Origin of the sequence: Streptomyces sp. NPDC020192, from assembly GCF_044388685.1 — a bacterium.
Lineage (GTDB): Bacteria > Actinomycetota > Actinomycetes > Streptomycetales > Streptomycetaceae > Streptomyces.
The window spans coordinates 201,012-224,929 of sequence record NZ_JBIRXG010000011.1 but is presented as its reverse complement, the minus strand read 5'-3'; the positions used below and the strand labels follow the sequence as shown (position 1 = coordinate 224,929).

25 protein-coding genes are annotated in these 23,918 nt (G+C 72.6%); 16 read left to right on the top strand and 9 right to left on the bottom strand.

The window, feature by feature from the left end:
- Nucleotides 1-12: 12 nt before the first annotated feature.
- Together ACH47Z_RS22425 and ACH47Z_RS22420 are read right to left on the bottom strand one after the other, a co-directional pair.
- Nucleotides 13-1,227: an acetyl-CoA C-acetyltransferase gene (locus ACH47Z_RS22425; protein WP_399076252.1), complete on the bottom strand. Its 1,215-nt coding sequence runs from the start codon at nucleotides 1,225-1,227 to the stop codon at nucleotides 13-15.
- A 35-nt stretch (nucleotides 1,228-1,262) separates the two neighbouring features.
- On the bottom strand, nucleotides 1,263-2,414 hold the full coding sequence (locus ACH47Z_RS22420; RefSeq protein ID WP_399076250.1) for a CaiB/BaiF CoA transferase family protein: 1,152 nt from the start codon (nucleotides 2,412-2,414) through the stop codon (nucleotides 1,263-1,265).
- A 276-nt stretch (nucleotides 2,415-2,690) separates the two neighbouring features.
- On the opposite strand from ACH47Z_RS22420, the gene ACH47Z_RS22415 reads away from it, so the two are divergent.
- A complete protein-coding gene (locus ACH47Z_RS22415; RefSeq protein WP_399076248.1) occupies nucleotides 2,691-3,869 on the top strand; it encodes a saccharopine dehydrogenase family protein in 1,179 nt (392 codons plus the stop codon).
- Nucleotides 3,870-4,018: 149 nt separating this feature from the next.
- Nucleotides 4,019-4,207 (top strand): hypothetical protein, encoded by a 189-nt coding sequence (locus ACH47Z_RS22410; RefSeq protein WP_399076246.1) that lies wholly within the window; start codon nucleotides 4,019-4,021, stop codon nucleotides 4,205-4,207.
- Here the strand turns inward: ACH47Z_RS22410 and ACH47Z_RS22405 are convergent.
- Nucleotides 4,171-4,878: an endonuclease V gene (locus tag ACH47Z_RS22405; RefSeq protein WP_399076244.1), complete on the bottom strand. Its 708-nt coding sequence runs from the start codon at nucleotides 4,876-4,878 to the stop codon at nucleotides 4,171-4,173. The genes ACH47Z_RS22410 and ACH47Z_RS22405 overlap by 37 nt on opposite strands.
- A 60-nt stretch (nucleotides 4,879-4,938) precedes the next feature.
- Between ACH47Z_RS22405 and ACH47Z_RS22400 the strand changes: the two genes are divergently transcribed.
- Nucleotides 4,939-5,235, top strand: a complete 297-nt coding sequence (locus ACH47Z_RS22400; protein WP_399076242.1) for a YciI family protein — start codon at nucleotides 4,939-4,941, stop codon at nucleotides 5,233-5,235.
- A 13-nt stretch (nucleotides 5,236-5,248) separates the two neighbouring features.
- Here the strand turns inward: ACH47Z_RS22400 and ACH47Z_RS22395 are convergent, their stop codons facing one another.
- On the bottom strand, nucleotides 5,249-6,349 hold the full coding sequence (locus ACH47Z_RS22395; RefSeq protein ID WP_399076240.1) for a WD40/YVTN/BNR-like repeat-containing protein: 1,101 nt from the start codon (nucleotides 6,347-6,349) through the stop codon (nucleotides 5,249-5,251).
- Between the two features lie 219 nt (nucleotides 6,350-6,568).
- On the opposite strand from ACH47Z_RS22395, the gene ACH47Z_RS22390 reads away from it, so the two are divergent.
- From ACH47Z_RS22390 to ACH47Z_RS22375, 4 genes are all read left to right on the top strand, one after another.
- Nucleotides 6,569-6,985, top strand: a complete 417-nt coding sequence (locus ACH47Z_RS22390; RefSeq protein ID WP_399076238.1) for an SsgA family sporulation/cell division regulator — start codon at nucleotides 6,569-6,571, stop codon at nucleotides 6,983-6,985.
- Nucleotides 6,986-7,315: 330 nt separating this feature from the next.
- Nucleotides 7,316-8,941: an ABC-F family ATP-binding cassette domain-containing protein gene (locus ACH47Z_RS22385; RefSeq protein WP_399076236.1), complete on the top strand. Its 1,626-nt coding sequence runs from the start codon at nucleotides 7,316-7,318 to the stop codon at nucleotides 8,939-8,941.
- A gap of 150 nt (nucleotides 8,942-9,091) precedes the next feature.
- Nucleotides 9,092-9,868, top strand: coding sequence for a dimethylargininase (gene ddaH, locus ACH47Z_RS22380; RefSeq protein WP_399076234.1), 777 nt, complete (start codon nucleotides 9,092-9,094; stop codon nucleotides 9,866-9,868).
- A 186-nt stretch (nucleotides 9,869-10,054) separates the two neighbouring features.
- Nucleotides 10,055-11,029, top strand: a complete 975-nt coding sequence (locus ACH47Z_RS22375; RefSeq protein WP_399076232.1) for an acyl-ACP desaturase — start codon at nucleotides 10,055-10,057, stop codon at nucleotides 11,027-11,029.
- Between the two features lie 23 nt (nucleotides 11,030-11,052).
- Here ACH47Z_RS22375 and ACH47Z_RS22370 read toward each other — a convergent pair whose 3' ends face one another.
- Complete coding sequence (locus ACH47Z_RS22370; protein ID WP_225095216.1) at nucleotides 11,053-11,298, bottom strand: WhiB family transcriptional regulator; 246 nt, start codon at nucleotides 11,296-11,298, stop codon at nucleotides 11,053-11,055.
- 224 nt (nucleotides 11,299-11,522) lie between these two features.
- On the opposite strand from ACH47Z_RS22370, the gene ACH47Z_RS22365 reads away from it, so the two are divergent.
- Nucleotides 11,523-12,314 carry a VOC family protein gene (locus ACH47Z_RS22365; RefSeq protein ID WP_399076230.1) on the top strand — a complete coding sequence of 264 codons (792 nt, stop codon included), beginning with the start codon at nucleotides 11,523-11,525 and terminating at the stop codon, nucleotides 12,312-12,314.
- Nucleotides 12,315-12,337: 23 nt separating this feature from the next.
- Here ACH47Z_RS22365 and ACH47Z_RS22360 read toward each other — a convergent pair whose 3' ends face one another.
- The 3 genes from ACH47Z_RS22360 to ligD form a co-directional block, all read right to left on the bottom strand.
- Nucleotides 12,338-13,420, bottom strand: a complete 1,083-nt coding sequence (locus ACH47Z_RS22360) for a LacI family DNA-binding transcriptional regulator (protein WP_399076228.1) — start codon at nucleotides 13,418-13,420, stop codon at nucleotides 12,338-12,340.
- Nucleotides 13,421-13,534: 114 nt separating this feature from the next.
- Complete coding sequence (locus tag ACH47Z_RS22355) at nucleotides 13,535-14,479, bottom strand: ornithine cyclodeaminase family protein (RefSeq protein ID WP_399076226.1); 945 nt, start codon at nucleotides 14,477-14,479, stop codon at nucleotides 13,535-13,537.
- A gap of 45 nt (nucleotides 14,480-14,524) precedes the next feature.
- Nucleotides 14,525-15,544 (bottom strand): non-homologous end-joining DNA ligase, encoded by a 1,020-nt coding sequence (gene ligD, locus ACH47Z_RS22350; protein WP_399076224.1) that lies wholly within the window; start codon nucleotides 15,542-15,544, stop codon nucleotides 14,525-14,527.
- Nucleotides 15,545-15,617: 73 nt separating this feature from the next.
- Here ligD and ACH47Z_RS22345 point away from each other — a divergent pair, with 73 nt between their 5' ends.
- Nucleotides 15,618-16,679 (top strand): ATP-dependent DNA ligase, encoded by a 1,062-nt coding sequence (locus tag ACH47Z_RS22345; protein ID WP_399076222.1) that lies wholly within the window; start codon nucleotides 15,618-15,620, stop codon nucleotides 16,677-16,679.
- Between the two features lie 109 nt (nucleotides 16,680-16,788).
- Here ACH47Z_RS22345 and ACH47Z_RS22340 read toward each other — a convergent pair whose 3' ends face one another.
- Nucleotides 16,789-17,253, bottom strand: a complete 465-nt coding sequence (locus tag ACH47Z_RS22340) for a MarR family winged helix-turn-helix transcriptional regulator (protein WP_399076220.1) — start codon at nucleotides 17,251-17,253, stop codon at nucleotides 16,789-16,791.
- 181 nt (nucleotides 17,254-17,434) lie between these two features.
- On the opposite strand from ACH47Z_RS22340, the gene ACH47Z_RS22335 reads away from it, so the two are divergent.
- The 7 genes from ACH47Z_RS22335 to pcaD are packed head-to-tail and all read left to right on the top strand — an operon-like array spanning nucleotide 17,435 to nucleotide 23,916.
- The gene (locus tag ACH47Z_RS22335) at nucleotides 17,435-18,190 is read left to right on the top strand and encodes a CoA transferase subunit A (protein WP_399076218.1); all 756 of its coding nucleotides are present in this window, start codon (nucleotides 17,435-17,437) and stop codon (nucleotides 18,188-18,190) included.
- The gene (locus ACH47Z_RS22330) at nucleotides 18,190-18,834 is read left to right on the top strand and encodes a CoA transferase subunit B (protein ID WP_399076216.1); all 645 of its coding nucleotides are present in this window, start codon (nucleotides 18,190-18,192) and stop codon (nucleotides 18,832-18,834) included. Before ACH47Z_RS22335 ends, ACH47Z_RS22330 begins: the two co-directional genes overlap by 1 nt.
- Nucleotides 18,831-20,033 (top strand): thiolase family protein, encoded by a 1,203-nt coding sequence (locus ACH47Z_RS22325; protein WP_399076214.1) that lies wholly within the window; start codon nucleotides 18,831-18,833, stop codon nucleotides 20,031-20,033. Before ACH47Z_RS22330 ends, ACH47Z_RS22325 begins: the two co-directional genes overlap by 4 nt.
- 19 nt (nucleotides 20,034-20,052) lie before the next feature.
- A complete protein-coding gene (pcaH, locus tag ACH47Z_RS22320) occupies nucleotides 20,053-20,826 on the top strand; it encodes a protocatechuate 3,4-dioxygenase subunit beta (RefSeq protein WP_399076212.1) in 774 nt (257 codons plus the stop codon).
- 8 nt (nucleotides 20,827-20,834) lie between these two features.
- Entirely contained in the window at nucleotides 20,835-21,437 is a 603-nt protein-coding gene (gene pcaG / locus ACH47Z_RS22315) for a protocatechuate 3,4-dioxygenase subunit alpha (RefSeq protein ID WP_399076210.1), read from the top strand.
- Nucleotides 21,434-22,762, top strand: coding sequence for a 3-carboxy-cis,cis-muconate cycloisomerase (gene pcaB, locus ACH47Z_RS22310; RefSeq protein ID WP_399076208.1), 1,329 nt, complete (start codon nucleotides 21,434-21,436; stop codon nucleotides 22,760-22,762). The genes pcaG and pcaB overlap by 4 nt, the downstream gene beginning before the upstream one ends.
- A complete protein-coding gene (pcaD, locus tag ACH47Z_RS22305) occupies nucleotides 22,759-23,916 on the top strand; it encodes a 3-oxoadipate enol-lactonase (protein ID WP_399076206.1) in 1,158 nt (385 codons plus the stop codon). Before pcaB ends, pcaD begins: the two co-directional genes overlap by 4 nt.
- The last annotated feature ends 2 nt before the right edge of the window (nucleotides 23,917-23,918 follow it).

The following is a 23,918-nucleotide window of genomic DNA, read 5'->3' as shown; positions in this document are numbered from 1 at the left end:
TCCGCGGGGAGTTCAGATGCGCTCGACGATGGTGGCGATGCCCATGCCGCCGCCGACGCACAGGGTGGCGAGGCCGTAGCGCTTGTCCTGGCGCTCCAGTTCGTCCACGAGGGTGCCGAGGATCATCGCGCCGGTCGCGCCGAGCGGGTGGCCCAGCGCGATGGCGCCGCCGTTGACGTTGACCTTGTCCAGGGAGAGGCCCATGTCCTTGACGAAGCGCAGCACGACCGCGGCGAACGCCTCGTTGATCTCGACCAGGTCGATGTCGTCGATGGTGAGGCCGGCCTTGGCGAGCGCCTTGCGGGTGGCGGGCGCGGGCCCGGTGAGCATGATGGTGGGCTCGGAGCCGGAGACGGCCGCCGAGACGATCCGCGCGCGCGGGGTGAGGCCGTAGCGCTCGCCGACCTCCTTGGAGCCGATCGCGACGAGCGAGGCACCGTCCACGATGCCGGAGGAGTTGCCCGCGTGGTGGACGTGGTCGATCTTCTCCACCCAGTGGTACTTCTGCAGCGCTACGGCGTCGAAGCCGCCGAGTTCGCCGATGTCCGCGAACGACGGCTTGAGCTTCGCCAGGGAGTCGGCGGTGGTGCCGGGGCGCGGATGCTCGTCATGGTCGAGGACGACCAGACCGCTGCGGTCCTTGACCGGGACCACGGAACGCTCGAAGCGGCCCTCCTTCCAGGCCGTGACCGCGCGTTCCTGGGACAGCGCCGCGTACTCGTCGACGTCCCGGCGGGAGAAGCCCTCGATGGTGGCGATGAGGTCGGCGCCGATGCCCTGCGGTACGAAGTTGACGGCGAGGTTGGTCATCGGGTCGTTGAACCAGGCGCCGCCGTCGGAGGCCATCGGCACCCGGGACATCGACTCCACACCGCCCGCGAGGACGAGGTCCTCCCAGCCCGAACGGACCTTGGCGGCGGCCAGGTTGACGGCTTCCAGGCCGGAGGCACAGAAGCGGTTCTCCTGCACTCCGGCGACCGTGTCGGGCAGGCCCGCGGCGACCGCGGCGATCCGGGCGATGTCGGAGCCCTGGTCCCCGACGGGGCCGACGACGCCGAGGACGATGTCGTCGATCGCGGCCGGGTCGAGGCCGGGGAAGCGGCCGCGGATCTCGTGGATGAGGCCGACGACCAGGTCGATGGGCTTCGTGCCGTGCAGGGCGCCGTTCGCCTTGCCGCGGCCGCGCGGGGTGCGGATCGCGTCGTACACGTACGCTTCGGTGCTCACTGGTGTGCCTTTCGGAAAGGGTGGGCCGAGCGGGGTCAGTCGCTGCCTGCGACCGGGTCGTCGTTCACGCCTGCGGGTATCCCCCAGTCCCGCGCCACCGACTCGGTGTCCGCGCCCGGGCGGGCCGGGCCGGTGCGGACGGCGGTGGGGGTCGCGGAGAAGCGGGGGGCGGGGGCGGGCTGGGTGATGCCGCCGTGATCGGTGAAGGTGCCGCGGGCGGCGAGATGCGGGTGGTGCGGGGCCTCGCGCAGGGACAGCACGGGGGCCACGCAGGCGTCGGTGCCCTCGAACACGGCCGTCCACTCGTCACGGGTGCGGGACGTGAAGCGGGCGGCCACACGCTCGCGCAGCTCGCCCCAGCGGGTCCAGTCCTTGCGGGCGCCGGCCAGGTCGTCCAGGCCGAGCAGGCGCAGGAACTCCTCGTAGAACTGCCCCTCCAGAGCGCCCACCGCCATGTACTGGCCGTCGGCGGTCTCGTAAGTGCCGTAGTAGGGACAGCCGCCGTCGAGGAGGTTGGCGGCGCGCCGGTCCTGCCAGCCGCCGGCCGCGAGCATGCCGTGGATCATCGCGGACAGATGGGCGGTGCCATCGACGATGGCAGCGTCGACGACCTGTCCGGTGCCGGTCGCGCGCGCGTGGTGCAGGGCGGCGAGGACACCCACGACCAGGTAGAGGGAGCCACCCGCGTAGTCCCCGAGGAGGTTGGCGGGGACGGCCGGGGGCTCGTCCGGGCGGCCGATCATGCCGAGGGTGCCGGTAAGCGCGATGTAGGCCACGTCGTGGCCCGCGCGCTGGGCGAGGGGGCCGTCCTGGCCCCAGCCGGTCATCCGGCCGTAGACCAGGCGGGGGTTGCGCGCGTGGCACTCCTGCGGGCCGACGCCGAGGCGCTCGGCGACGCCCGGGCGGTACCCCTCGACGAGGATGTCGGCCCGCTCGGCGAGGTCGAGCACGCGCGCGGGGCCGTCCGGGGCCTTCAGGTCGACCACGACCGACCGCTTGTTGCGGTTCGTGACGTCGTACGCGGGGTCGATCGCGAGGCCGGGGCCGCCCGGCCGGTCCACCCGGACCACGTCCGCGCCCAGGTCGGCCAGGAGCATGGCGGCGAACGGGCCCGGCCCGATGCCGGCCAGCTCGACCACACGCACACCGGAGAGCGGCCCCTGCCCCGGCTTCACTGCCGTCGTCATGCTCCAGCCCCCAAGCGTGTGTGACACAACTGATGTAACACCCGTGATGCTAAGAACGCGTTCCATCTGACACAAGACCTGAACGAGCAAGCGCTTAGCCAAGTGCCCGGCACATCGGAGACCACCCGAACGGGTGAGAGGTGAGTGAGCCATGCGCCGGGTCGGCTCACTTCCGCCGCCCAGACGTCACCGGGGTACAGCCGGTCGTCGGAGTACGGCAACCTCACGCTAGCCTCAGCCACCGACAGCGGCACGGGCTGCACGACAAGGGGTGTCATGAGCAGGCTAAACAGGACGGACCGTCCCTACGACCTCGTGCTCTTCGGAGCCATCGGCTTCGTCGGCACCCTCACCGCGGAGTACCTCGCCGCGCACGCGCCGGACGATCTGCGCTGGGCGGTGGCCGGCCGCGACGAACACAGACTGGAACGGCTGCGCGAACGGCTGCCCGGCGGCACGGACATCGGCGTGCTGCGGGCCGACGTGGGCGAACCGGCCACACTGCGCGCCCTCGCCGAGCACGCGCGCGTGGTGGCCACGTCCGTGGGGCCGTACGTGCTGTACGGCGAGGAGCTGGTCGCCGCCTGCGCGGAGACCGGCACCGACTACCTGGACCTGACCGGCGAGCCGGAGTTCGTGGACCTGACGTACGTCCGGCACGACGCACGCGCGCGGGAGACGGGCGCGCGCCTCGTGCACGCCTGCGGCTTCGACTCCGTGCCCCACGACCTGGGCGCGTACTTCACGGTCCGGCAGCTGCCGGAGGGGGTCCCGCTGCGGGTGGACGGCTACGTGACCGCCGACGCGGCCTTCTCCGGCGGCACCCTGGCCTCGGCGCTGAACCAGTTCTCCCGCGGCCGGCAGATGCTGGCCGCCGCGCGCGAACGGGGCCGGCACGAACCGCGGCTGCTGGGGCGCCGGGTCGCGGTACCGACGGGAGCGCCCCGTTTCGCCGGGGAGGTCGGCGCGTGGGCGCTGCCGCTGCCGACCCTCGACCCGCAGATCGTGCGCCGTTCGGCGCGGGCGCTCGAGCGGTACGGCCCGGACTTCCGCTACCGGCACTACGCGGCGGTGCGGCATCTGCCGGTCGCCCTCGGCGGGGTCGCCGCCGTCGGCGCGGCGGTGGCGGCCGCCCAGCTGCCGCCCGCGCGGCGCTGGTTGTCGGGGCGGCTGGAGCCGGGGGACGGGCCGAGCGCGGAGAAGCGGGCGCGGAGCCGGTTCGCGGTGCGCTTCGTCGGCGAGGGCGGCGGCCGACGGGTGTGCACGGAGGTCTCGGGCGGCGACCCCGGCTACGACGAGACGGCGAAGATGTTCGCCGAGGCGGCCCTGTGCCTGGCCTTCGACGAGCTGCCGCCGACGACGGGGCAGGTCACCACCGCGCAGGCGATGGGCGACGCCCTGACCGGGCGGCTGCGCGCCGCGGGGATCACCTTCCGGGTGGCGGCCGCCGGGTGACCGCCACGTCCCCGCCTTCCCTTCGTTTTGAGACTTCACGGTGAGGATGCGCCGCCCACCTTGCGCCCTGGCACTCAAAAGTTTCACACGGTCTTTCAATGAAACGATGGAGGCCCGGAACAAAGCAGCCGCAAGGAGGCGGGAAACGCATGAAGTTCGTGCTCGAAGTGACCGTGGACGAGGGCACGCCGACGCAGGACCGGGCCAGGGAACTGGGCCGGATCCTGCGCTACTGGGGCGGCAACCTCCACCACTACGCCCTCGAGCCGGGTGACGGCTCGGACATCTACGACTCGGCGTATCAGGAGGTCGGCGCCTGGCGCGTCGTCGCCTCCTGAAGCGACCGGCGGCACAGGGCGTCGGCCCGGCGCGTGGTCTCCGGCAGCCGGTAGCGCGGGGTCAGGGCGAGGGTGTGGGCCAGGGCGTTGTCCAGGCTCACCCGGTGGCCGACCGAGACGAAGACCGGCTTGACGCCGTCCCGGGTCCGCAGGGCGCGCCCGACCTCCTCGGTCCCCGCGAGCAGCGGCGCCGACGCGCCCCGCGCGGGGGCCGGTTCGTCGTACCTGAAGGTGAACGGGTTCTTGGCGACGCCGATGACCGGCAGTCCGGTGAGCACGCCCAGATGGCTGGCGAGGCCGAAACGGCGCGGGTGGGCCAGTCCGTAGCCGTCGCACACCACCAGGCCGGGCGGGCACGGCAGCCGGTCCAGGGCGGCCCGGACGGTGGGGATCTCCCGGAAGGCGAGCAGCCCGGGCACGTACGGGAAGGACACCCGGCCCACGGCCGTCGCCTCGGCCACCACCTCCAGGGTGGCGGCGTCCAGCACGACGGCGGCCGCGGCGACGAGATCGAGGCCGTCGTCGTAGGCGACGTCGACGCCGGTGACGTGACCCTGCCCCGGCGGCGGTCCGGGCTCGTCCAGCACCACCCGCCCGCGCAGCTCGTCCTGTACGGCGCGGGCCTCTTCCTCGGTCGCGGGCCAGCCCGCGGGTACGCCTACGGTCGTCATCGTGTCCAGAACTGTACGGCCCGGGGCGGATTGTCAGTGTCCGGGGGTAGCCTCGTGATCATGTTCGTACTCGATCTGACCTACACCGCGCCCCTCGACGCCGTCGACGCCCTGCTGCCCGACCATGTGGCCTGGCTGGAGGAGCAGTACGACAAGGGCTTCTTCCTGGCCTCCGGGCGCAAGGAACCCCGGGAGGGCGGGGTGATCCTGGCCGTCGCCGAGGACCGCGCCCTGATCGACGAGATCGTCGCGCGCGATCCGTTCGTCGTCGCCGGCGTGTGCGCGTACCGCGTCAGCGAGTTCATAGCCACGAAGACGGCCCCCGAGCTGGACCGGCACCGCCAGACGCTGAGCTGAGCCGGTCCCTCGCTCAGCGTTCCAGCCGGGCCACCCTGCCCTGTTCGCCGGCCGCCCAGCAACTCAGGTCGGGCGTGCAGGCCACGGTGTCGTAGGAGCCGGTGTCGATCGTCCGCCAGGTGCGGCCGCCGTCGGTGGTCAGGTCGGTGCCGGTGGGGCCGACGGCGAGCGCGGCACTGCGGCTGTACGGCAGCCAGGCGGCGCCGGAGCGGTAGGCGGGCGGGGGCGTGGCCGCCGGGGCCCAGGTGCGGCCGCCGTCGGCGGAGACGGCGGCGGCCTGCGGCGAGGACTGGCCGGGGCGGTAGTCGCCGCCGACGGCGAGGCCGTGGGTGCGGTCGCGGAAGGCGAGCGCGAAGACGCCCTTGGCCGGATCGCCGGCCGGCACGGGTGTGTCGGCCGCCGTCCAGGTCAGTCCGCGGTCGGCGGAGTGCAGCACGCGCGCGTGGGCGCCGCCCCCGGTGGCCAGCCAGACGTCCCGCGGGCTCGAGGTGACCAGGCACTGGCCGCTCGCGGCGAAGCCTGCCTCGCCGTCCAGGGCGGTGGGCATGCCCTCGGCGGGCAGCACCCGCCAGGAGCGGCCGCCGTCGCTTGTGGACAGCATGCGGAACTTCCCGTCCACCGGGTCGCTCACGGCGAGGCCGTGGCGGCGGTCGAAGAAGGCCAGGCAGTCGTAGAAGGCGTTCGGGTCGGTGTTGCGGAAGGACTCGGTCCAGCTCGCCCCGCCGTCGTCGGTGCGATAGACGCGGGAGGCCTCGCCCTCGCCGATGGCCAGCACCACCGCGCGCCGCGCGTCGAACGCCTCCACGTCCCGGAACTGCAGGTCGCCCGCCCCCGGCGGCGAGACGTTCCGCCAGCTCGAGCCGCCGTCCGTGGTGCGCAGCACCGTGCCGTCGGTGCCGGCCAGCCAGGCCGTCCGCCGGTCGACGGCCGCGAGACCCCGGTACCGGACCTGTGGGGTCCCGGGGTCCTTCGCCGCCCAGTGCGCTCCTGCGCCGTCCGGTCCGAGCGTCCGGGCCTCGGCCGCCGGGACCGTCAGCGCGGCCAGCGCCGCCCCGCACGCCACCCCCGCCGCCACCAGCCGGCCCGTCCGTCCCCTGCGTCGCGTGCTCCCCAAGCGCCTCATGGCGGGCGAAGCTAGCCGACCGGACCGGCGCCGTCCAGAGCACCAACTGCCCGCCCTCGCGGGGCGAACGGGCCGGATCCCGCCACGCATGAACGCGGTGACCGAGGTCACTCGTGATCGGTGTGCACGCCTTGGCCGGATCCGACGTCTCTACCGGTGCCGGGTGCCGCACACCCGGGCGTAGTCCAGCCGTCACGAGGGAGCAAGGCGTTGTCCACCGTCATCGAGCAGCCCGTAGAGGCCCGTCTCGTCGCCGCCGCACCGCGCATGCCGAGCATTCCCGCCACGCTGCGCTACGACCGACGCGACCCGTTCGCCGTCGTCATGACCTTCCCGGCCCCGGCCACCCTGGAAGGCGTCGAGGTCGCCTGGACCTTCTCCCGCGAGCTGCTGATCGCCGGGCAGCAGGGCCCCGAGGGCCAGGGGGACGTCCGGGTGCGTCCCTACGGCTACGACCGCACGGTGCTGGAGTTCCACGCCCCCGAGGGCACCGCGATCGTGCATGTGCGCTCGGGCGAGATCCGGCGCTTCCTGGCGGCGGCCGACGAGCTCGTGCCCGTCGGTCTGGAACACCTCCAGCTCGACCTGGACCACGACCTGGCCGAGCTGATGCGGGACGCCTGCTGACCGCCACGCGCGCGTGAACGGCGTCATCGGCCCCGGCACGGCCCGCGTCGAGGGCCGCTTTTAATTGCGTTGACAGCCTTCGGGCCCCCTTCTACCGTTTACCTCGGTCCTGTTGCCGTCGATTGGAGAAGGACGTTGCTCGTCTGAGGTCTTGAGACACCGCGTTCGCACCGGTGAGGTGTGCGCGGCGTACGACCTCGGCGTCCGAGCCGTCCTCCGGCACAGGCCCTTTTTCATGGGCTCCTCGTGCCCACAGACCTTTCGGTTCCCGCCTCGCGGTGTCTCGACATGCGCCCACCCGACCGCACGCACCTTCATCGCGAGGCCTTCATGTCATCTTCCCTCACCTGTACGTCCCTGTCCTTCGCCTGGCCCGACGGCACCACCGTCCTCGACGGCCTCGACATCGCGTTCGGCCCCGGCCGCACCGGGCTCATCGGCGTCAACGGATCAGGAAAGTCGACCCTGTTGAAGCTGCTGGCCGGAGAACTGACCCCGGCGGACGGCACCGTCAAGGTGGCCGGCGAGGTCGGCCACCTCCCGCAGAACGTCACCCTCGACACCGCGCTCCGCGTCGACCAGGCCCTCGACATCGCCGGGAAACGGGCCGCGCTGCACGCCATCGAGGCGGGCGACGTCGCCGAGGAGCACTTCGAGACGGTCGGCGACGACTGGGACGTCGAGGAGCGCGCCCTGGTCACGCTCGGCGAACTCGGTCTCGGCCACATCGGCCTGGACCGCACCGTCGGCGAGGTCTCCGGCGGCGAGTCGGTGCTGCTCCGGCTGGCCGCGCTGCTGCTGCGCCGCCCCGACGTGCTGCTGCTCGACGAACCCACCAACAACCTCGACCTGTACGCGCGCCGACGGCTCTACCAGGCCGTCGCCGCGTGGCCCGGCGTCCTGATCGTGGTCAGCCACGACCGGGAACTGCTCGACCTGGTCGACCAGATCGCGGAGCTGCGCTCCGGGGAGGTCACCTGGTACGGCGGCAACTTCTCGGCCTACGAGGAGGCGCTCAGCGTCGAGCAGGAGGCCGCCGAACGGATGGTGCGCGTGGCCGAGGCGGATCTGAAGAAGCAGAAGCGCGAACTGGTCGAAGCGCACACGAAGTTGGCGAAGCGGGTGCGCTACGGCAACAAGATGTACGAGAGCAAGCGCGAGCCCAGGGTCGTGATGAAGCTCAGGAAACGCGCGGCCCAGGTCTCCGCGGGCAAGCACCGCGTCATGCACGAGGAGAAGCTCGCCGAGGCCAGGGAACGGCTGGACGAGGCGGTGGAGGCCGTACGGGACGACGACGAGATCCGCGTCGACCTGCCGTACACGGCCGTGCCGCCGGGCCGGCAGGTGCTCACCCTGGAGAACCTGGGGCTGGCCTACGGGGCGCGTGTCGAGGGGATCCTCGATCTGCGCGGCCCGGAGCGGATCGCGGTCATCGGGCGCAACGGCGCCGGAAAGACGACGCTGCTGCGGACCGTCGCCGGGGAACTGGCGCCGGTGGCAGGCTGGGCACACGCGCACGTGCCGCTGCGTTTCCTGCCCCAGCGCCTGGACGTGCTCGACGACGAGCTGACGGTCGCCGAGAACGTGGCCCGGTTCGCGCCGGGCGCCACCAACAACCGGGTCCGGGCACGCCTCGCCCGCTTCCTGTTCCGGGGCGCGCGGGCCGACCAGAAGGCGGCCACCCTGTCCGGCGGCGAGCGGTTCCGGGCGGCGCTGGCCGCGCTGATGCTCGCCGAACCGGCACCCCAGCTGCTGCTCCTCGACGAGCCGACCAACAACCTCGACATGGCGAGCGTCCGGCAGCTGACCTCGGCCCTGGAGTCGTACGAGGGCGCACTGCTCGTGGCCAGCCACGACATGCCGTTCCTCGAGTCGATCGGCATCACCCGCTGGCTGCTGATGGAGGAGGGAGAACTGAAGGAGATCACGCCGGAAGACGCCGGGTATCCCGCCTAGCGCCGGTGGCATGGGTCCGGCCCCGACGTATCAGGAGGGGCACAGCCTGACACCGGGGGTTTTGCCCTGGCGGGAGCGGACTGCATGATGGCGGACCGGCGCCGAATTCACCGGCGCCGGCACCCGCACCGCCGATTCGAAAGGTCCCTCGTGCCCAGCAAGAAGGCCCTCGTCCGCCGCCCCAGCCCCCGCCTCGCCGAAGGCCTGGTGACGCACGTCGAGCGGGAGAAGGTCGACGTGGGGCTCGCCATGGAGCAATGGGACGCCTACGTCGAGGCGCTGCGCACGGCGGGCTGGGAGACGATCGAGGTCGACCCGGAGGACGACTGCCCGGACTCGGTGTTCGTCGAGGACACCGTCGTCATGTACAAGAACGTGGCGTTGATCACCCGGCCCGGCGCCGAGTCCCGGCGCATGGAGACCGTCGGGGTCGAGGAGGCGGTGGCCCGCCTCGGCTGCTCGGTGAACTGGATATGGGAGCCGGGCACGCTGGACGGCGGCGACGTCCTGAAGGTCGGCGACACCGTCTACGTCGGCCGGGGCGGACGCACCAACGCGGCCGGTGTGCAGCAGGTGCGGGCCGCCTTCGAGCCGCTGGGCGCCCGCGTGGTGCCCGTCCCGGTGAGCCGGGTGCTGCACCTGAAGTCGGCGGTGACCGCGCTGCCCGACGGCACGGTGATCGGGCACATCCCGAAGCTGGACCGGCCCTCGCTGTTCCCGGGCTTCCTGTCGGTGCCCGAGGAGTCCGGCTCGCACGTGGTGCTGCTCGGCGGCCACAAGCTGCTGATGGCGGCGAGCGCCCCGAAGACGGCGGAGCTCCTGACCGATCTCGGCCACGAGGTCGTCACGGTCGACATCAGCGAGTTCGAGAAGCTCGAGGGCTGTGTGACCTGCCTCTCGGTGCGCCTGCGGGAGCTGTACGCCTGATCGGGGTGAAGTACCGGGCGCGTCGGAAACCCGTGCCAGGGGGTGCTGATCAGCGATCTTTACAGCGAACTTAACCTACGGCTTCGTAACCTACGGATTCGTAGCCTACGATCTCGTAGGTTTCCGGCGCCGCTCGCCGGACCATCCCCTTCTCGCTTCTCTTGCTCGGCGTCCCCTGGAGTTCCTGTGACGATCACCTCCCCTCATCTCGGCAGCCCGTCCGCCTGGACCGACGCGCGGCTGCTGTACGCGCTGGAGGAAGTGGTCGAGACGGAACTGAACCGGCATCTGAAGGTCGCCAAGGACTGGATGCCGCACGAGTACGTGCCCTGGAGCGACGGCCGTAACTTCCCCGGCCTGTTCGAGGACGGCGAGGCCTGGGACAAGGACCAGTCCAAGGTGACCGAGATCGGCCGGATCGCCCTCGTGGTCAACCTGCTCACCGAGGACAACCTGCCGAGCTACCACCACGAGATCGCCACGCTCTTCGGCCGCGACGGCGCCTGGGGCACCTGGGTGCACCGCTGGACGGCCGAGGAGGGCCGGCACGGCATCGTGATGCGCGACTATCTGCTCACCTCGCGCGCGGTGGACCCCGACAAGCTCGAGCAGTTCCGCATGTCGCACATGAGCGAGGGCTTCGAGTCCGACAACGGGCACTCGATGCTGCACTCGATCGCCTACGTCGCCTTCCAGGAGCTGGCCACCCGGATCTCGCACCGCAACACCGGGCACCAGTCCGGCGACCCGGTCTGCGACCGCATGCTGGCCCGCATCGCGACCGACGAGAACCTGCACATGGTCTTCTACCGCAACCTGCTGAAGGCCGCGTTCGAGCTCGCACCCGACCTGACGATGCAGGCGGTCCGGGACGTCGTGGTGAACTTCCGGATGCCCGGTCACGGCATTCCCGGCTTCGAGCGGGCCGCCGCGCAGATGGCCATCGGCGAGGTCTACAACCTGCGCATCCACCACGACGACGTCCTGCAGCCCGTGCTGCGCTTCCTGAAGGTCCTGGACATCGACGGCCTCGGCCCCGAGGGCCGGCAGGCGCAGGAGGAACTCGGCCTGTTCATGGGCGGACTGGACGCGGAGGCCCTGAAGTTCGACGAGAAGCTGGCCGCGCGCAAGGCCCGGATGGCGGCGCGGGCCGGGCGCTGACCCCGGGCGGGGCCTGCCGGCGGTCAATGCGAGGTGCGGCGCAGGGCGAGGCGTTCCTTCTCGGAGAGCCCGCCCCAGACGCCGAAGCGCTCGTCGTTGGCCAGGGCGTAGTCCAGGCAGGCCGGGCGCAGCTCGCACATGGCGCAGATGCGCTTCGCCTCGCGCACCGAGCTGCCCGGCTCCGGGAAGAAGAAGTCCGGCCCGGTCTGGGCGCACAGGGCCTGTGCCTGCCAGGTGTCGTCGGCCGGGGTGATCGTGTCGAAGTGCATGGCCAGGATCGTGCCGCGCGGCGAAAAACGTTCGATCAACGCCTGTTCAACGCCTCCGTCAAGGCTCCGGCCGCTCCGATCATCCTCCCCCGGCCCGGCCCGGTGCACGGCGGCGCGCGGGACGTGTGCGGGGTGCGCGCGTGGCGGTGCTCCGGCGGCGATTGTCAGTGGGGGGTGGAAGACTCGGCAGTGCAGAGGACGGGACCCTTTCGAGGAGGGCGAAGATGCTCACCACCCGTTTCGTCAACGGCGCTCCGAACTGGATCGATGTCACCACGTCCGACATCGACGGCGCCCGATCCTTCTACGGCGGTCTGTTCGGCTGGGAGTTCCAGTCGGCGGGACCGGACGCCGGCGGCTACGGCTTCTTCCAGCTGGGCGGAAAGACCGTGGCGGGCGGCGTGCAGGGCGGCCCCGAGCAGGGCCCGCCGGCCTGGACGGTGTACTTCCAGAGCGCGGACGCCGAGGCCACGGCCAAGGCGGCGGAGCAGGCCCACGGCAGCGTGCTGGTCCAGCCGATGGACGTGATGGGCCAGGGACACCTGGCGATCCTCGCCGACCAGGCGGGCACACCGTTCGGGATCTGGCAGCCCGGACGGACCAAGGGCGTGGACGTGGCGAACGAGCCGGGTTCGCTGTGCTGGGTCGAGCTGTACACACCGGACGTCGCGGCGGGCGCCGCCTTCTACCACAAGGTGCTCGGCCTGGAGACGTCCTCGGTGCCGTTCCCGGGTGGGGTGTACACCTGCGTCAATCCGGCCGATGCCGGTGAGGACGCGATGTTCGGCGGCATCATGCCCCTGTCCGAGGCCCTCGGCGACGCGGGGCGCGGCCCCCACTGGCTGCCGTACTTCGAGGTGGCGGACACGGACGCCACGGTCGACAGGGCGGGGCGGCTCGGCGGCACGGTACGCATGCCGGCCACGACCCTGGAGGGCGTCGGCCGCATGGCCCAGCTCACCGACCCGTACGGCGCGCACTTCGCGGTGATCCGGAGCGCGTCACAGCAGGGCTGAGCCGGGTCGGGGCCGGCCCGTGGCTACGCGGAGGCGCGGCGGATCAGGGTCGTCGGGAGGATCACGCCGCCGGAGCCGTCGGCGGGCGGCGGGTCCGCCGGCGCTCCGGCACGGTCGCGGCCGCCGGACAGGCCGCGCAGCAGCAGTCGGGCCATCAGACGCCCCATTGCCTCGGTCTCCTGACGGACCGTCGTCAGCGGCGGGTCGGCCTCCAAGGCGACGGGCAGCATGTCGTCGAAGCCGATCACGGCCACGTCCTCGGGCACCCGCCGCCCGGTCGCGCGCAGCACGCGCAGGGCGCCGAGCGCGGTGAGGTCGTTCGCGGCGAACACGGCGTCCACGTCCGGGCAGCGGTCGAGGAGTTCACGCATCGCGCGTTCGCCGCCGGCCGGCGTGAAGTCGCTCTCCACGACCAGCCGGGGATCGCTCCCGCCGGGCGCGTCGCCCATGACGTCCCGGTACCCGTCGAGCCGGTCCACGGCCGAGGTCTGGTCCAGGGCGCCGGTGAGATGCGCGACGCGCCGGCGGCCGAGGTCCACGAGATGGCGTACGGCCGCGCGGGCCCCGCCCCGGTTGTCGCTGTCGACGTACACCACGCCCGGGTTCTCGCCCGCGCGGGTGTCGTCGCCCCAGCCGGGCCGCCCGCCGAAGACGGTCGGCACGCCGGCGGCGTGGATGAGGCCGGGCAGCGGGTCGTCGAGGTGCAGCGAGAAGACGAGTGCGCCGTCGACGTGCCCGCCGGCGAGATACCGGGCCACGCGCGCGTGATCGTCACGGCCCTCGGTGAGCAGCAGCACCAGCTGGTTGTCGTGGGCGGTCAGCTCCTTGCTGATGCCGCGCAGTTGGAGGGCGAAGAAGGGGTCGGCGAAGACCCTGGTTTCGGGCTCGGCGATGACGACCGCGACGGCGTCGTGCCGCCGGGTCACGAGGCTGCGCGCCGCCCGGTTGGGGACGTAGCCCAGTTCCGCCACGGCCTGCCGGACCCGCTCGGCCAGCGGCTCGCGTACCCCGTCCCCGCCGTTGACCACCCGCGACACGGTGGCCCGGGACACACCGGCCCGCGCGGCGACGGCCTCCAGCGTGGGGCGCGACACTGCCTCGGTCACTTCGGGACTCCTCATCGGCTGCTGCCGGTCAGGATAACCGCGAGGTGACACCGCCGCCGGAGCCGCAAACAGCGGCTCGGCCAGGCGGGATCGCCCTCCCGCGTGGGCCGTGGTTCAGCCCAGCAGGTCGATCGTCGCTCCCACACCCCGGCGCTCGGCCTCCCGCCAGGCGAGCCAGGTGAGGGCGAGGTCCTGCCAGGGCAGCCCGACCGGGGCGTACACCGTGCGCTGCCCGGCCGAGGTGCGCCCGGGGCGGGTGCCGCGCAAGACGTCGGTGAGGGTGGCGTCGGCGGTGGTCCGGGCGAGCCCGGGAGCCGCCAACGCGCCCATGCTGACGGCGAGTTCCTCGTCGTCCACGACGAGCAGCGCGGCGTCCAGCAGATCGGGGGCGAGTTCCCGCTTGCCGGGCTCGTCGGTGCCGAGGCTGGTGAAGTGCTGGCCGGCGCGGGTGTCGCCGAGGGCGAGCAGCGGTGTCCGGGACCAGGTCGCGAGCAGGACGGTGTCGGCCGCCCCGGCCACCGCGCCGGCGGAGTCCAGCACCCGGCCGCCGTGCCGGGCGGCGAACGCGGCGGCGCGCTCGGCGTCCGTGTCGTGCACGACGAGCCGCCGGGTCCGGTGCTCGCCCGTCAGGCCGCGCAGCGTCAACTCGGCCTGGGCACCCGCTCCGATCACGCCGAGGACGTCGTAGGCGGCCGGGGCCAGCAGCGCGGTCCCGAGGGCGGCGGCCAGCCCGGTCCGCCAGGCCGTGACGGTCGCCGAGTCCAGCAGCGCGAGCAACTCCCCGTCCGCACCGCTGTGCAGACAGATCACCCCGCGCAACGCGGGCCGGGCCGCGGGGAACTTGGCGTTCACCTTCACCGTGTAGGCGTCGACGCCCGGCAGCAGGCCGGGGATGAGCGCGGTGGCGGTGCCGGGGAACGGCAGGTCGGTGCGGATCCGCCGGCCGGGTACGGCCGTCGCCGTCGTACCGGCCGTACGGAAGCCGTCGCGCAGCGCGGCGAGACAGGCCGCCGGTTCCAGCACGGCCTCGAGGTCGCTTCGGGTCAGGACACGGGTCATGTCCGCATGATCGCCCACCCCGGCCCGCGAGGAGTTCCCCTCCTCTCAGGACGTCCCCTCCCGCCGGGCCCGGCTCGGCTGGACCCGTGTGGGTTCGCCGGGCATCTTCGGATACTCCGGGGGGTACGGCAGATCGCCCAGGCCGTGGTCGTGTTCGTCGCGGCGGGCCAGTTCCAGGAGGGCGTCCAGGGAGTAGGCGTGGTCGTCCATGTCGGCGTGCACGTCGCCGAGTCGGGCGAAGCGGGCCGGCATGGTGGCGAGGTCGAAGTCGCGGGGGTGGGCCGTGCCGACCTCCTCCCAGCGCAGCGGCGCGGAGACGGGGGCGTGCGGGCGGGGTCGTACGGAGTAGGCGGAGGCGATGGTGCGGTCCCGGGCCGTCTGGTTGTAGTCCAGGAAGATACGGCTGCCCCGTTCCTCCTTCCACCACTTGATCGTCACCTGCTCCGGCATCCGGCGTTCCATCTCCCGGCCGACCGCGATGGCCGCGCGGCGCACCTGGGTGAAGGTCCAGCGCGGTTCGATCGGGACGAAGACATGCAGACCACGGCCGCCGGAGGTCTTCGGCCAGCCGCGCAGTCCGCCGAACTCGTCGAGGACGGCGCGCAGTTCGTGGGCGGCGCGGACGGCGTCCGCGTAGTCGGTGCCGGGCTGCGGGTCGAGGTCGATGCGCAGTTCGTCGGGGTGGTCGACATGGGTGCGGCGCACCGGCCAGGGGTGGAAGGTGAGCGTGCCGTACTGGGCGGCCCACACCACGGCAGCCTCCTCGGTGGGGCACATCTCGTCGGCGCTGCGGCCGCTGGGGAAGGTGATGTGGGCGGTCGGGATCCAGTCGGGCATGCCCTTGGGCGCGCGCTTCTGGTAGAACCACTCGCCGTCGACGCCGTCCGGGTAGCGCTGGAGGGTGGTGGGCCGGTTGCGCAGGGCGCGCAGGATGCCGGGGCCGACGGAGACGTAGTACCGGGCGAGATCCAGCTTGGTGAAACCACGCTCGGGGAAGAAGACCTTGTCCGGGCTGGACAGCCGTACGATCCGGCCGGCCACCTCCAGTTCCACCGCAGCACCCATGCGGCCACGGTAGGCGCACCCCGCACAGTGCGCATACCGGGCGCAAGAGTACGTTTGCGAGCAGAATCAAGGCATGGATCTGCCGGTGATGCCACCCGTGAAGCCCATGCTCGCCAAGTCGGTGGCGACGATCCCGCCCGGTATGCACTACGAGGCGAAATGGGACGGGTTCCGGGCGATCGTGTTCCGCGACGGGTCCGACGTCGAGCTGGGCAGCCGTACCGGAAAGCCGCTGACCAGGTACTTTCCCGAGCTGGTGGTGGCGCTGCGGGAGCGGGTGCCGCAGCGGTGCGTGCTCGACGGGGAGATCGTGATCGCGCGGAACGGGCGGCTGGACTTCGACGCGCTGACCGAGCGGATCCACCCGGCGGACTCCCGGGTGCGGATGCTGGCCGAGCGGACCCCGTCCTCCTTCGTCGCCTTCGACCTGCTCGCGCTGGACGACGAGTCGCTGATGGACGTGCCGCTGACCGACCGCCGCGCCCTGCTGGACCGGGCGCTCGCCGCGTCGACCCCGCCGGTGCATCTGGCGCCCGCGACGACGGATCTCGAGGTGGCCGAGCGGTGGTTCGAGCAGTACGAGGGTGCCGGCCTGGACGGGGTCGTCGCCAAGCCGCTCACCCTGCGCTATCTGCCGGACGAGCGGGCCATGTTCAAGATCAAGCACGAGCGGACGGCCGACGTCGTCGTGGCCGGGTACCGCTTCCACAAGAGCGGCCCGGTGGTCGGCTCACTGCTGCTCGGGCTGTACGACGACCACGGCAGGCTCCAGCACGTGGGCGTGTCGGCCGCCTTCCCCATGCGCAAGCGCGCCGAACTCGTCGAGGAGCTGGAGCCGCTGCGCATGGACGACGTGGCCGGGCATCCGTGGGCGGCCTGGTCGGACGAGGCCGCCCATGAGACGGCCCGGCTGCCGGGCGCGCCGAGCCGCTGGTCGGGCAGGAAGGACCTGTCCTGGGTGCCACTGCGGCCGGAGCGGGTCGCCGAGGTGGCCTACGACCACATGGAGAACGGGAAGCGCTTCCGGCACACGGCCCGCTTCCGCCGCTGGCGCCCGGACCGCACACCGGAGAGCTGCACCTACGCCCAGCTGGAGGAGCCGGTGCGGTACGACTTGGCGGAGATTCTGGGGTAGCCCCCGGTCAGGTACGGGTGGCGTGCACCCGGCGCCATGAGCCCCGTACGGCCATGAGCCCCGTACGGCCGTGAGCCCTACGCCGTGAGAACCGCGCGGAGAGGCAGGCTCAGCCCCGCGCGGCCGCCGGCTCGGCCGGATTGCGCAGGCCCTCCGCCGCGTCCGCCACCCGCCGGATCAGGTCGAAGAAGACCGTCTGCTCCTCGGGCGACAGGGGCGCGAGGAAGACCTGGTTCATCCGGGCCGTGCGCACAGTGAGCTTGCGGTGGGTGCGCAGGCCGTCGTCGGTGAGGCGGAGCAGGAAGCGCCGGCCGTCCTGCGGGTCGCGCACCTTGGTCAGCAGTCCCCGGCGGCCGAGCCGGCTGATGACCTCGGCGATGGTCGACCGGTCCAGGCCCACCCGCTCCCCCACGGTCCGCTGGTCGAGGCCGGGCTCGGCGACGAGCGCGTTCATGACCGCGAACTGCGGCGAGGTGATCTCCTCGGAGACCATGGTGTTCCACAGCAGGTAGTGCGCCTGCTGGAGCCGCCGGGCCAGATGCCCGGGATGGGTGCCGAGATCCACGGCGGCCATGCGCGCTCCTCTGGTCGATTAGTCGGTGTACTGAACGATAACCGGCGCTGAGCCTCCCTGTCTTCCGACCACGGTGCTTACATACAGGGGTCTTGACGGTTTTCCGCTCCGGTGGCAGCGTGAGGAGCACCTCGCTGAAATACTCAGTGCCCTGATTAATTGATGAGATGGGGCTTCACGGATGGACAAGGTGGTCGCCACAGCCCTGGAGGCGGTGGCCGATGTGCCGGACGGCGCGTCCCTCGCGGTCGGCGGGTTCGGGCTGAGCGGTGTGCCGAACGTGCTGATCCAGGCGCTGTACGAGCGCGGAGTCGGCGGTCTCGCGGTCGTCTCCAACAACTGCGGGGCGATGGAGACCGGGCTCGCGGTGCTGCTGGCCGCGGGGCGGATCACCCGGGTGACCGGCTCCTACATCGGCGCCAACAAGGAGTTCGCCCGCCAGTACCTGGGCGGCGAGCTGGAGCTGGAGTTGATCCCGCAGGGCACGCTGGCCGAGCGGCTGCGCGCGGGCGGCGCCGGGATCCCCGCCTTCTACACCCCGGCCGGGGTCGGCACCCAGGTCGCCGAGGGCGGGCTGCCCTGGCGCTACGACGGCCAGGGCGGCGTAGCGCTCGCCTCGCCGCCGAAGGAGGTGCGGGAGTTCGACGGCGTGGAGTACGTCCTGGAGCGGGCCATCCGTACCGACTTCGCGCTGGTCAGGGCCGCGAAGGGGGACCGGCACGGGAATCTCGTGTTCAACAGGTCCGCCCGGAACTTCAACCCCCTCGCCGCGATGGCCGGCAGGGTCGCGATCGCCGAGGTGGAGGAGCTGGTGGAGCCCGGCGAGATCGCCCCGGACGCCGTACATCTGCCGGGCGTCTTCGTACAGCGGGTCGTGGCGCTGACCCCGGAGCAGGCGGCGGACAAGCGGATCGAGCAGCGGACGGTGAGCAGCTGATGGCCTGGACACGCGAGGAGATGGCCGCGCGGGCGGCACGCGAGCTGCGGGACGGGCAGTACGTCAATCTCGGCATCGGCCTGCCGACGCTGATCCCGAACCATCTGCCGCCGGGGGTCGAGGTGATCCTGGAGTCGGAGAACGGGATCCTGGGCACCGGGCCGTATCCGGCCGAGGACGAGGTCGACCCGGATCTGATCAACGCCGGCAAGGAAACCGTCACCGTCCTGCCGGGCGCTTCGTTCTTCGACTCTGCGCTGTCCTTCGCGATGATCCGCGGCGGGCACATCGACGTGGCCGTGCTCGGTGCGATGCAGGTGTCCGTCGGCGGCGACCTGGCCAACTGGGCCGTGCCCGGCAAGCTGGTCACCGGGATCGGCGGCGCGATGGACCTGGTGCACGGCGCCCGGCAGGTGATCGTGGTGATGACGCACACCGCGAAGGACGGCTCCCCGAAGATCCTCGAGAAGTGCACGCTGCCGCTCACGGGCAAGGCGTGTGTGAACCGAGTCATCACGGATCTGGCGGCACTGGACGTCACGGAAGACGGGCTCGTGCTCGTGGAGACCGCGCCGGGCGTCTCGGTCGAAGACGTCGTCATCAGGACCGACGCGGAAATGCGGATCGGGGAGAACGTGCTGTGAACCCTGTTTACATCGTCGACGCCGTCCGCACCCCGATCGGCCGCTACAACGGCGCCCTGGCCTCCGTCCGCCCGGACGACCTCGCCGCCCACACCCTCCGCGCCCTCATCGACCGCACCCCGGACCTGGACCCGGCCCGCATCGAGGACGTCTACCTCGGCAACGCCAACGGCGCCGGCGAGGAGAACCGCAACGTGGCCCGGATGGCCGCGCTGCTCGCCGGACTGCCGACCTCCGTGCCGGGCGTGACCGTCAACCGGCTGTGCGCCTCCGGTCTGGAGGCGGTGATCCAGGCGGCCCGCGCCATCGCTGTCGGCGACGCCCACATCGCGCTCGCCGGCGGTGTGGAGTCCATGACCCGGGCGCCGTACGTACTGCCCAAGTCCGACCGGCCCTTCCCGGCCGGGCACGCGGAGCTGTACTCCACGACGCTCGGCTGGCGCATGGTCAACCCGAGGATGGACCCGCGGTGGACCATTCCACTGGGCGAGAGCGCCGAGCTGATCGCCGACAAGCACAAGATCGGCCGCGAGCAGCAGGACGAGTTCGCCCTCGCCTCGCACCGCAAGGCGGCCACCGCCCACGAACAGGGCCTGTTCGACATCGAGTTGGCACCCGTCCCGGTTCCGCAGCGCAAGGGCGAGCCGGTCGTCTTCGCCGCCGACGAGTGCGTACGGCCGGACGCCTCGCTCGCCGCGATGGCGAAGCTCAGGCCGTCCTTCCGCAGCGATGGCGGGACCGTGACGGCGGGCAACGCATCCCCGCTGAACGACGGTGCGGCCGCCCTCCTGCTGACCGACGAGGAGGGCCTGAAGGCCACCGGCCGCGAGCCGCTCGCCCGGATCTGCGCGACCGGCGTGTCCGCGATCGACCCGCACTACTTCGGGCTCGCCCCGGTCGAGGCCGTCAACCGGGCACTCGCCAAGAGCAGCAAGGGATTTGACGAGCTGTCAGTCCTCGAGCTGAACGAGGCGTTCGCCGCCCAGGTGCTCGGCTGCCTCGCCGAGTGGCCCGAGTTCGACCCGGCGGTCCTCAACCCGCAGGGCGGGGCCATCGCGCTCGGCCATCCGCTCGGCGCCTCCGGAGCCCGGCTCGCCGGCACGGTCGCCCACCAGCTCGCTCGCCGCGGCTCCGGCACCGGTGTGGCCACCCTCTGCATCGGCGTGGGCCAGGGCCTCGCCCTCGTCCTCGAACGGTAAGGAAGCATCAGGTATCCCCATGGCTCTCACCCAGCAGGACATCGACCAGGAGATCGCGGCCGAACACGCCGCGTACGAGAAGCGTGTCGCCGACGGCGGACCCGTCGAGCACCACCCGCGCCGGGACTTCGCGCCGTACCGCTCCTCGGTGCTGCGCCACCCCAAGCAGCCCCTGGTCGCCATCGACACCGGCAAGGACCCGGAGCTGGTGGAGCTGCACTCCCCCGCCTTCGGGGAGCGCGACATCACCGGGATCGACAACGACCTCACCCGGCAGCACACCGGGGAGCCGGTCGGCGAGCGGATCACCGTCTCCGGGCGGCTGCTGGACCGCGCCGGGCACCCGGTGCGCGGCCAGCTGATCGAGATCTGGCAGGCCAACTCGGCCGGACGCTACGCCCATCAGCGCGAGCAGCACGACGCGCCGCTCGACCCGAACTTCACCGGCGTCGGCCGCACCCTCACCGACGCCGAGGGTCGCTACCACTTCACCACCGTCCAGCCGGGCCCCTACCCGTGGCGCAACCACGTCAACGCGTGGCGCCCCGCCCACATCCACTTCTCGGTGTTCGGCACGGCGTTCACCCAGCGGCTGGTGACGCAGATGTACTTCCCGAACGACCCGCTCTTCCCGTACGACCCGATCCTGCAGTCGGTGACGGACGACGCGGCCCGGCAGCGGCTGGTCGCCGCCTACGACCACGGCCTGTCGGTGCCGGAGTTCTCGCTCGGCTACCGCTGGGACATCGTGCTCGACGGCCCGGCCGCCACCTGGATCGAGGAAGGACGCTGACGCACACCATGACGACGACCGACACGAGCAGCCCGGAGAACGTCCTGCCCACCCCGTCCCACACGGTCGGCCCCTTCTACGGCTACGCGCTGCCGTTCCGCGGCGGCGAGGAGATCGCACCGCTCGGCCACCCGGACACGATCACCGTCCACGGGTACGTCACGGACGGCGAGGGTAACCCGCTGCCGGACGCGCTCGTCGAGCTGTGGGGTCCGCGGCCCGACGGCACGGTCCCGCGGGTCGACGGCTCCATCCGCCGCGATCCGGCCACCGGCGGGTATCTGGGCCGCAACGGCGTGGAGTTCACCGGCTGGGGTCGGATCCAGACGGACGCCGACGGCCACTGGTACGCCCGTACGCTCCGGCCCGGCGCCCGTGGGAACAGCGCGCCGTACCTCAGCGTGTGCGTCTTCGCCCGCGGCCTGCTCGTGCACCTGTACACCCGGATCTACCTGCCGGACGACGAGGCCGCGCTCGCCGCCGACCCGCTGCTCACCCAGGTGGGCGAGCGGCGCGGCACGCTGATCGCCGGGGACGAGGGCCAGGGCACCTACCGTTTCGACATCCGCCTTCAGGGCGAAGGCGAGACGGTCTTCCTGGAGTACCAGTGACAGTTGAGAGCGACACCGGCCTGCTCGCGCCCGGGTGGGCCGGTTCCCCGGCGGCGGACGCCACGAGTGACACCGCCTTTCTGCGCGCCCTGCTCGACGCCGAGGCGGCCCTCACCCGTGCCCAGGTGGCGCTGGGCCTCGCGCCCGCCGAGGCCGCCGACGCGGTGACCGGGGCGGCCGACCCCGCGCGCTTCGACATCCGCTCCCTCGCCGGGCGCGCCCGGGCCGGCGGCAACCCGGTCATCCCGCTCGTCGCCGACCTCACCGCCGCGGTGGGCGAGCCGTACGGCTCGTACGTCCACCGGGGCGCCACCAGCCAGGACATCCTGGACACCGCCGCCATGCTGGTCGCCGTACGCACGCTGGAGCCGGTCCTTGCCGACCTCGCCCGCACCGAGCGCGCGCTGGCCCGCCTGGCCGCCGCGCACCGGGACACCCCGATGCCGGGGCGCACGCTCACCCAGCACGCGGTACCGACCACGTTCGGCCTCAAGGCGGCCGGCTGGCGCTCGCTCGTCCTGGACGCCCGTGACCGCATCGCACACGCACGGCGGACGCTGCCGGTCCAACTGGGCGGCGCGGCCGGAACGTTGGCAGCCTTCCAGGCGTACGGCGCCCAGGACGCGACCGCACCGACCGAGGCGTACGCCCGTGAACTGGGGCTCGCCACACCGCCGTTGCCCTGGCACACCCTGCGCACCCCCGTCGCCGACCTGGCCGGCGCGCTGGCCTTCACCGTGGGCGCGCTGGGCAAGGTGGGCGAGGACGTGCTGACACTGTCGCGGACGGAGATCGGCGAGGTGGCCGAGGGCAGCGGCGGCGGTTCATCGGCCATGCCGCACAAGGCCAACCCCGTGCGCGCCACCCTCCTCGCGGCCGCCGCGCGCCGTGCCCCGCAGCTCGCGGCGACGCTGTACGGCTCGCTCGCCGCCGGGGACGAGCGGCCGGCCGGGGCCTGGCACGCCGAATGGGAGCCGCTGCGCGACCTGCTCCGGCTGACCGGCGGCGCGGCCCGGGACGCGGCCGAACTCGCCGAGGGCCTGCGGGTGAACGCCGAGGCCATGCGCCGCAACCTGGATCTCACCCGGGGTCTGATCGTCTCCGAGCGGCTGTCCGCCGTACTGGCACCGCGTCTCGGCCGAGCCCGGGCGAAGGAGCTGCTCGGCGAACTCGCCCGCCGCACCCACACCGAGAGTCGTACGCTCGATGAACTCCTCGCAGAAGTACCGGGGTTGACGGACCTGGACCTGACCGAACTCACCGATCCCGCGCAGTACACCGGTTTCGCCGGTGCCCTCACCGACCGTGCTCTGGAGCGACGTTGACCGTGAAACTCCTCAACCACCGTACGGAAGGCCCGGCTTCGGCTCCCCCGCTGCTGCTCGGTCCGTCGCTGGGCACCTCGTACGCCCTGTGGGACGCGGTGGCGCCCGAACTGTCCGTCGGCCACCGGGTGGTGCGCTGGGACCTGCCCGGGCACGGCGGTTCGGCGGCGGACCTGATCGGGCCGGGCGCGACCGTCGGCGACCTCGCGGCGCTGGTGCTGGACCTCGCCGACGCGCTCGGCATCGACCGCTTCGCCTATGCGGGTGTCTCCCTCGGCGGCGCCGTCGGCCTGCACCTGGCCGTGCACCACCCCGACCGGCTGAACTTGCTGGCGGTGGTGTGCTCCTCCGCGCACTTCGGCGGCAGCGCGGCGTGGGAGGAGCGTGCGGAACGGGTGCGGCGCGAGGGTCTGGAGTGGCTGGTGGAGAGCGCCGACGCGCGCTGGTTCACGCCCGGGTTCACCGTGCCGCGGCTGGTCCAGGACCACCGGGAGGCCGACCCGGAGGCGTACGCCGCCTGCTGCGACGCGCTCGCCGCGTTCGACCTGCGCGACCGGCTCGGCGCGATCGTCGTACCGACCCTGCTCGTGGCGGGCCGGGAGGACCCCGCGACGCCGCCCGGGCATCTGCGGGAGATCGCCGACGCGGTGCCCGGCTCGACGCTGGTGGAGCTGCCCGGGGCCTCCCATCTGGCGCCCGCGCAGTGCCCGCGGGCCGTACTGGCCGCGCTGCGCACCCAGCTCGACGGGCCGCCGGCGCGCGGGATGGCGGTGCGCCGGGAGGTGCTGGGCGACGCGCACGTGGACCGGGCGCAGGCCCGGCAGACCCCGTTCACCGCCCGCTTCCAGGACTTCATCTCGCGCTATGCCTGGGGGGAGATCTGGACCGACCCCACGCTGTCGCGGCGCGAGCGCAGCATGATCACCCTGACCGCGCTGGTCGCACACGGCCACTACGACGAGCTGGCCATGCACGTCCGGGCGGCCCTGCGCAACGGGCTGACACCGGAGGAGATCGGCGCGGTGCTGCTCCAGACCGCCGTCTACTGCGGCGTACCGGCCGCCAACTCCGCGTTCGCCGCGGCCCAGCGGGTGCTCGCCGAACTCGCGGAGGAGGAAGGGGAAGAGGGCATGGACGAAGGGCCGGAGGGCTGAAA